General features: G+C 41.6%; 7 protein-coding genes. 3 read left to right on the top strand and 4 right to left on the bottom strand.

Annotated elements, in window-relative coordinates:
• Positions 1-178: 178 nt before the first annotated feature.
• Positions 179-682: a thiol peroxidase gene (gene tpx, locus AACX38_RS03130; protein ID WP_228865715.1), complete on the bottom strand. Its 504-nt coding sequence runs from the start codon at positions 680-682 to the stop codon at positions 179-181.
• Positions 683-847: 165 nt separating this feature from the next.
• On the opposite strand from tpx, the gene AACX38_RS03125 reads away from it, so the two are divergent.
• Positions 848-2,473: a peptide ABC transporter substrate-binding protein gene (locus AACX38_RS03125; protein ID WP_370630652.1), complete on the top strand. Its 1,626-nt coding sequence runs from the start codon at positions 848-850 to the stop codon at positions 2,471-2,473.
• A 19-nt stretch (positions 2,474-2,492) separates the two neighbouring features.
• Complete coding sequence (gene zntB, locus AACX38_RS03120; protein ID WP_228865714.1) at positions 2,493-3,476, top strand: zinc transporter ZntB; 984 nt, start codon at positions 2,493-2,495, stop codon at positions 3,474-3,476.
• Positions 3,477-3,722: 246 nt separating this feature from the next.
• On the opposite strand, the gene ttcA is transcribed toward zntB, so the two are convergent.
• From ttcA to nhaB, 3 genes are all read right to left on the bottom strand, one after another.
• Positions 3,723-4,664: a tRNA 2-thiocytidine(32) synthetase TtcA gene (ttcA, locus tag AACX38_RS03115; RefSeq protein ID WP_256376530.1), complete on the bottom strand. Its 942-nt coding sequence runs from the start codon at positions 4,662-4,664 to the stop codon at positions 3,723-3,725.
• Positions 4,665-4,816: 152 nt separating this feature from the next.
• Positions 4,817-5,335 carry a disulfide bond formation protein DsbB gene (gene dsbB / locus AACX38_RS03110; RefSeq protein WP_228865713.1) on the bottom strand — a complete coding sequence of 173 codons (519 nt, stop codon included), beginning with the start codon at positions 5,333-5,335 and terminating at the stop codon, positions 4,817-4,819.
• Positions 5,336-5,602: 267 nt separating this feature from the next.
• The gene (gene nhaB, locus AACX38_RS03105; protein WP_228865712.1) at positions 5,603-7,153 is read right to left on the bottom strand and encodes a sodium/proton antiporter NhaB; all 1,551 of its coding nucleotides are present in this window, start codon (positions 7,151-7,153) and stop codon (positions 5,603-5,605) included.
• 361 nt (positions 7,154-7,514) lie between these two features.
• Here nhaB and fadR point away from each other — a divergent pair, with 361 nt between their 5' ends.
• Positions 7,515-8,237 (top strand): fatty acid metabolism transcriptional regulator FadR, encoded by a 723-nt coding sequence (gene fadR / locus AACX38_RS03100; RefSeq protein ID WP_228865711.1) that lies wholly within the window; start codon positions 7,515-7,517, stop codon positions 8,235-8,237.
• The last annotated feature ends 257 nt before the right edge of the window (positions 8,238-8,494 follow it).

Genomic DNA, 8,494 nt, shown 5'->3' with positions numbered 1-8,494 from the left:
GTTAACAAAGTGATAAATTTGAGGGCGATGAGGGCGAAGAGTGTAATAGGCTGCTATTATCTGTTTGGTTATATTTAAGATATTTTGAAATAAGAATAGAGAGGGGAAGTGGGGGAAAGAAAAGATAAAATTGGCGGTAACAGCATAATAATTACCGCCAGAGGTTCTTTATAACGAATTATTTCAGTGCTGCTAATGCGCTGTCATAATCAGGCTCGTTAGTAATTTCATCTACGAGCTGGCTATAAATAACATTATTGTTTTCATCCAGAACAATGACAGCACGTGCAGTCAATCCACCTAATGGACCCTGGCTAATGGCTACACCGTAATTTTCCTGAAACTCACCACCACGCAGTGTTGATAGAGTGACAACATTTGAAAGGCCTTCAGAGCCACAAAAACGGGATTGTGCAAAAGGCAGGTCGGCTGAAATGCAAAGTACGACAGTATTGTTCAGTTCACCGGCATGTTGGTTGAATTTGCGTACAGAAGTTGCACAAACGCCGGTATCAATGCTTGGGAATATATTGAGTACCTTACGTTTCCCTACATATTGGCTCAGTGCCACGTCAGTAAGATCTTTAGCTACCAGCGTAAATTCTTTTGCTGTTTCACCTGCTTGTGGAAAATGCCCAGCTATGGTGATATCGCTACCTTGGAACTTGACGGTTTGTGTCATGGTTTTATCCCTCTATATAAGTAAACTGCGGTGCCAGTGTAATGGAATAGTGCGATCTTGCCCACAAAAATAGCTGTAATATTTATAAATACTCATCTATTGTTTAATTAACAGTGTCTTATAATTTATTTTAGGATAATTATTAGACCAAAAGAGTAAATATTTATGCATAATTTTACCTTGTTCCCTTCTGTATTACTGATGACAGGGCTTTCCTTACCTCTTTCTGTTTATGCTGCTGATGTTCCTGTAGGAACTCAGTTAGACCCTCATCAGGAGCTGGTTCGCCATCTGAAAGATGAACCAGCATCACTTGACCCGATTAAGTCCTTCGGTTTAATAGAGGCGCAGGTGTTGCGTGATTTACTGGAAGGTCTCGTCAATCAGGATGCCTATGGTAAGCCTGTTCCGGGAGTTGCGATTAACTGGAAGACGACAGATAACAAAACATGGATATTTACGCTACGACAGGATGCCCGATGGTCTAATGGTGACAAAGTCACGGCCTCTGATTTTGTATATAGTTGGCAGAGGCTGGTTAATCCTAAAAATGCCTCTTCATTTTCTTGGTTTGCTGCTTTGGCAGGAATTCAGAATGCCCAGAAGATTATAGATGGTAAATTACCCCCGGAAAAATTAGGGGTTGAAGCTCTTGATGCTTATACAGTAAAAGTTACGCTGGATCGCCCAGTGCCTTATTTCCCCAATATGACTACTCACTTTAGCCTTTATCCGGTGAATAAACAGAGCGTTGAAAAATACGGTAATGACTGGACCAAAGTAGGCCATTTGGTGGGTAACGGCGCTTTCATGCTGACGGGGCGTGTAGTCAATGAAAAAATTGTTCTGTCGCCTAACCCTTATTACTGGGATCACAAGAAAACAGTACTGAAGAAAGTGACGTTTGTACCAATCAATCAGGAATCTCATGCGGTTAACCGCTATCTGGCAGGGGATTTGGATATTACTGAATCTTTCCCTAAGAATATGTACCACAAGTTACTGCATGATATCCCGGGAGAGGTGTTCACTCCCGATCAACTGGGAACGTATTATTACGCATTTAATACTCAGCGGGCACCGACTAATGATATCCGTGTCCGGCAGGCGCTTGCCATGACCATCAATAAGAATCTGGTTGCAGAAAAGATATTAGGCACAGGCGAAAAACCCGCATGGCATTTTACACCTGACGTTACGGCTGGTTTTCATCCGGAAAAAAGTCAGCAACAGATTATAACTCAGCAGGAAAGAGATAGGAGAGCAAGATTACTGCTCAAAGAGGCGGGTTATGGCCCGGATAATCCATTAAAACTTTCTTTGCTCTATAACAACTTAGAAAATCATCAACGCATTGCCATTGCAGTCAGTTCAGAGTGGAAGAAAAAACTGGGCGTTGAGGTGAAGTTAGTCAATCAGGAATGGAAAACTTACGTTGATAACCGGAATACCGGTAATTTTGATGTAGTCCGGGCATCATGGACCGGAGATTATAATGAACCATCAAGTTTCTTATCACTTTTGACATCAACGCACAGCGGAAATCTGGCCAAATTTCATAACCCAGCTTATGACGCTTTGTTAAAAGAGGCTAGTCTGGAAACAGACGATGACGCCAGAAACAGGGATTACAATCAGGCTGAAAAAATGATTGAAGAACAGGCTCCGATTGTTCCTATTTATCAGTACACTAATGGTCGGTTAATCAAAAAATGGTTAAAAGGATACCCGATCACCAATCCTGAAGATGTGGCTTATAGCCATACTATGTATATCATTAAAAAACATTAAATGTTGAACAGGAGCGGATGTGGAAACGATTTATGGCTCAGCATTTAAAGATTCAAATGCTGTGTATGCCTGCCAATTGAACGGGAAGGGTGGTACTACAGGTTTTAGCGAAAATGTATCTGCAACGGCAGGGCAACCTTTCTGGCAGCATCTCGATTATAAAAATCAGGGAAGTTATCAATGGATTATGAAAACTAACCAACTACCAGTTCCGGTAAAAGAAGGGCTGGTGGGTGAGAGTATTCGGCCCAAACTCATTCGTACCGGTGAAGGGGCGATGATTATGTTGCGGACAATTAATCGCAATGATAATGCCCGCTCTGATCACTTGGTATCGTTTCGCATCTACATTAATGACAAGATAATTATTTCCAGTAGCCATAGAAAAGTCTATTCGGTTGATCAGGTTCTGGCTGATTTAAATAATGGCGTAGGAGCAAAAAACACAGGGCACTGGCTGGTTGAAATCGCCGATGCTATTACCGACGAAGTGAACGATTTTATTGAAGAGTTACATGACAACCTGATTGAGTTTGAGGATAACATTCTGGAACAGAAGATCCCCGGACGAGGTGAGTTAGTGTTATTACGTAAGCAATTGATTGTTCTTCGTCGGTATATGGCACCCCAGCGAGATGTTTTGACACGACTGTCCAGTGAGAAGTTACCGTGGATGAGTGACGAGGCTCGTCATCTGATTCAGGAAGTCTCTGATCGTCTGGGGCGTGGGCTGGATGATTTGGATAGCTGTATCGCAAGAACAGCGGTGCTTGCCGATGAGATTACTTCCATTATGGCGGATGCGATGAACCGGCGTATTTACATGATGTCGTTGTTAACAATGATATTCTTACCAAGTACTTTTTTGACCGGCTTATTTGGCGTTAACCTTGGTGGGATCCCCGGAAATAAGGATGAATTTGGTTTTGGTTTATTCAGCCTGCTGCTGTCGTTATTGATAGCGGGGTTCGCATGGTGGTTAAAGCGAAGTAAGTGGTTATAGGGAAAATTGCGACTGTCGTGAGTTCTGAACCGAATGTTCATTGAATCTGATGGTTAATTTCATTCGGATTTGAGATATATCAATAATCAGTATCTCAAGTTGAGGCACTATAACCCTGCAGGTGAATACAACGTTGAGCGATGAACGTTGTGCTCCATGATTGTAGTGTTTCTCATATTGAGTTTTATACCGATTAAAATTGACATTATGCCGATACTAAAATCCTTAGCATCGGCTATTTTTTTATTACTTTATTTCGATAATATCCAGCCGATCCGCCTGAAAATCAATTTGCTCATCAGGGTCAATAGCAGGTTGTACGGGTAACTCTTCCCGATCAAAAGCCAGATCCCCTCCAGCAATAATTTCACTGTCGTGATTAATGCTTTTGAAGTCGAACAGATTAAAATCGCTGAGATGTGATGGAACCACGTTCTGTACCGCCCGGAACATAGTTTCAATACGTCCGGGATAGCGTTTGTCCCAGTCACGCAGCATATCCTTAATAACTTGACGTTGCAGGTTTGGCTGTGAGCCACACAAATTACAAGGGATAATGGGAAATGCTTTCGCTTCTGCGTAGCGTTCAATATCTTTTTCCCGGCAGTAAGCCAGCGGGCGTATAACAATGTGTTTACCATCATCACTGATCAGTTTAGGTGGCATACCTTTTAATTTGCCGCCATAAAACATATTCAGAAAGACGGTTTGCAGGATATCATCACGATGATGCCCCAGAGCGATTTTGGTTGCGCCCAGTTCAGTGGCGGTGCGGTATAAAATACCACGGCGCAGCCGGGAGCACAGAGAGCAGGTTGTTTTTCCTTCCGGGATTTTTTCTTTGACAATACCGTAGGTATTTTCTTCGACAATCTTATACTCGACGCCCAGTTCATCCAGATAAGCCGGAAGGATGTGCTCAGGAAAACCTGGTTGTTTTTGATCCAGATTGACGGCAATAAGCGAAAAGTTAATCGGGGCACTTTTTTGCAGGTTCTGCAAAATAGACAGCAGGGTGTAGCTGTCTTTGCCACCAGAAAGGCAGACCATAATGCGATCGCCTTCTTCGATCATATTAAAATCTGCAATGGCTTGCCCGACATCACGACGCAGACGTTTTTGTAATTTATTAAAATTATACTGTTCTTTTTGAGTATTCATTTCTGGTTGTTCTTTACTGTTTCTGATGGCTGTTCGACTAAAGGCCCTTAAAAAAATTACGATGATTTTATGGCGGAGAACATGAAAAGGAAACAATAATAGCGGATAGGAAGGGATTATCAATTAGAGTTAGCGAAAAAGGCTGCTTTCCCCATACAGGAAAGACAGCCTTTTTGTTCTTAATACTTATATTTCAGCCGGAAAAACTGGCTGATCAGAACCAGAATACCCACTAATAAATAAGCAGCAAAAACACCAATCAGCCATTGCGGCATATCCAGTGTCAGAAATGACCATTGTTTTATTGAACAATCGCCAAAAGCCTGAAACACCGAAGGCAGCCATTCATTTAACGGCAGCCATGACGGAAATCTGACAAAAAATTCACAGGTATTAAAAGGGCTGGGGTATAACTGCATCATGGTATGATCCCATGCCAGTTGTAATCCGTGCCATGAGCTATAAAGCCAGAGTAAAATAGCCAGCCAGCGCAGCGGGGTTTTGGGGGCGATAGCTCCCAGCAGGGCTGCCCCGAAAATACCGAACAGAGCAACACGCTCATAAATGCACATTACACAGGGCTGTAACTGCTTAACATGTTGAAAATAAAGAGCAACAAACTCCAGTAAAAGAGCTGTTAACGCCATTAACAACCATGCGCTTCGCCCTTGGGAACTCCATTTTAGAAAATGTAACATTCTTCTTCTTCCCGTATCGTATATATAGGTAGCCGTTTATTCTGCCGTTTCTTAAATCACAAAAGAATCAATTTAAGGTCAATTACGTTGTTTTTTTTAAATTATACCCATCCTCTTTCAAACTGCTTTTTTGTTGACGGTGAAAATTCGTTCCTTTGCCGCCGGAGGCAACATGAAATCGATTGGATATTCGAAGGGATAAAAAAAACCGGATAGGGGGATTTTACACCCTATCCGGCAGAATTCCTTAATAATAAATATAAGGGATTATTGTGGGATAACCCAGCCAAGTTTTACCAGATATTCAGTAGCAGGCAGTAGCCAAAATTCAACACACAGCAGACCCACAAGGGTCATCACAATTGTGTAAGGTAGAGCCATTAGCACCATACGTCCATAAGACAGGCGGATCAGAGGCGATAGCGCAGATGTCAGCAGGAACAGGAAAGCAGCCTGTCCGTTTGGTGTCGCTACGGATGGTAGGTTGGTTCCTGTATTAATGGCCACAGCTAAAAATTCATATTGCTGCTGTGAAATAAGACCACTTTTAAGCGCAGTCAGAGCTTCATTAATATAAACAGTACCTACAAATACGTTGTCAGATACTGCGGAAAGCAGACCATTAAACAGATAAAACAGGGAAAGCTGTGACGCTGGTGAGGATTGCAATACAAACTGAATAAATGGGGTAAATAGTTGTTGATCAATAATGACCGCAACCACAGAAAAGAAGACAGTCAGTAATGCAGTAAACGGTAAGGCTTCCTCAAAGGCTTTACCTAAAGCATGTTCTTCAGTGATACCACAAAAAGCAGTAGCCATAATAATCACTGACAGGCCAATCAACCCGACTTCAGCTAGGTGGAACGCCAAAGCCACAATCAGCCAGATGCCGATTAAAGCCTGAACAACAAGCTGAGCTTTTTCCTGACGGGTACGTTTTTCACCGGCTTTTTTCGCATAGTCTTCCAAAACAGAACGGACACGCTCAGGTAGTTCGGCACCGTAACCAAACAGTTTGAAATGTTCAACCAACAGACAAACCAGCAGCCCACAGATAAAAACAGGTACGGTGACAGGAGACATACGGATAAAGAATGTCACGAAATCCCAGCCAACATGTTTTGCGATGATCAGGTTTTGTGGTTCACCGACCATCGTCATCACACCACCTAATGCCGTACCGACGCCGGCATGCATCATCAGGCTGCGCAGAAATGCCCGGAATTGATCCAATGTCTGTCTTTTATCTTCATTATCAATAAATTGATCATCGTTAAGATCTGCGCTGCCATTATTCTGGCTGGAAAGATAACGGTGATAAATAGAATAAAAGCCAACAGATACGCTGATAACAACGGCTATAACTGTCAGGGCATCAAGAAAAGCAGATAAAAATGCACTTGCCAGACAGAAGGCCAGTGCCAGCATTTTTTTGGAACGAATGCTCAAGAGTAGTTTAGTGAAAACAAATAGCAGAAGTTGCTTCATGAAGTAAATACCGGCAACCATGAAAATCAGCAGCAGGATAACTTCCAGATTATTGCTGATTTCATGCCCTATCTGTTTTGGTGAGGTCATGCCGATAAGCACAGCTTCAATAGCAAGCAAGCCTCCCGGCTGCAACGGATAGCATTTTAACGCCATTGCCAGTGTGAAGATAAATTCCACAACGAGCATCCAGCCTGCAACGAAGGGGCTGACATAGAAAAAAACCAGTGGATTGATGATAAGAAAAACAATGATAGCCAATTTGTACCAATCCGGCGAATTGCCGAGAAAGTTTTTCACCACTGCACGTCGGATACTGATTTCCATTATTATTAATATTCCTCTTCTGTGGATACATGGGACATTTCTAAAGCACAACATACCCGTTGTTTTTCCAGTTACCTCTCTGTTGGTTGCGCTCACTTATTTCAGTCATATAGTGAATTATGCTCTGAGAGACGCTTCCTGACCGTCTTGATGCAACTCGAAATACATTGAATATCGTACGCTCTAACTGGTGGTAATTTAAGGGGATAATCTCATAATTAATTGGGTAATAATTATATTTTTTTATGACCTCTTTCACTCTTTCACGGTTTATTTACTATGTAACTATGTCGATCTGGCGCATTCTGGTATGATCAGTACCTATTATTAGCCAAGAAAACAGTTTTGGAATAGTTTAAATATGGTAATTAAGGCTCAGAGTCCTGCGAGTTTTGCGGAAGAGTATATCATTGAAAGTATATGGAATAATCGTTTTCCACCAGGCTCCATTCTGCCAGCAGAGCGTGAATTATCTGAATTAATCGGTGTCACTCGTACTACTTTGCGTGAAGTATTGCAGCGTCTTGCTCGTGATGGCTGGTTGACTATTCAGCATGGAAAACCAACAAAGGTCAATAATTTCTGGGAAACATCAGGTCTTAATATTCTGGAAACTCTGGCACGTTTAGATCATGATCGTGTGCCTCAGCTGGTCGATAATTTACTGTCAGTGCGCACAAATATTGCGGCCATTTTTATCCGTACTGCATTCAGACATAATCCGGAAAAAGCACTGGAAGTTCTGGCTGAAAAAGATAAAGCGGAAGACACTGCGGAGTCTTTCAGTTCTGTGGATTATGATATTTTCCGTGGCTTAGCATTTGCGTCAGGAAATCCTATTTATGGGTTGATCATTAACGGATTAAAAGGGCTTTATACTCGTGTGGGTCGTTATTACTTTTCGAACCCAGAGGCCCGTAAACTGGCGCTGAATTTCTATCAGCAACTGAGCGTACTGTGTCGGGAAGAAGCCTACGATAATATCATGGAATGCGTACGTAATTATGGTAAAGAAAGTGGAACCATTTGGCATGAAATGCAAGGCATTATGTTCAATGATTTAACAGCAGCACGTCAGAATTAATCAAATTATATCTTATCCAATTATCAAGTTGATTTCTTAATCCAGCTTATTCTTTAAAGGCGAACTGCTTTGTGTAGTTCGCTGCTTCTCATTTTTTAATAATTATACCTATAAAGAGGTGTTTTCTTATCTCCTCATAAATGGTGAAAACCCACTCAAGCTGTAAAATTCAAATTTTTAAATTATTATACTATTTAGTTTACATTGATTTAAAATTTAATTCTTAGTTATTGCATTTTTTTAGATTAAAATAAATT

The organism is Xenorhabdus sp. PB30.3, from assembly GCF_963895965.1.
In the GTDB taxonomy this organism is placed as follows: domain Bacteria; phylum Pseudomonadota; class Gammaproteobacteria; order Enterobacterales; family Enterobacteriaceae; genus Xenorhabdus; species Xenorhabdus stockiae.
This window is presented reverse-complemented; position numbering and strand designations above follow the sequence as displayed.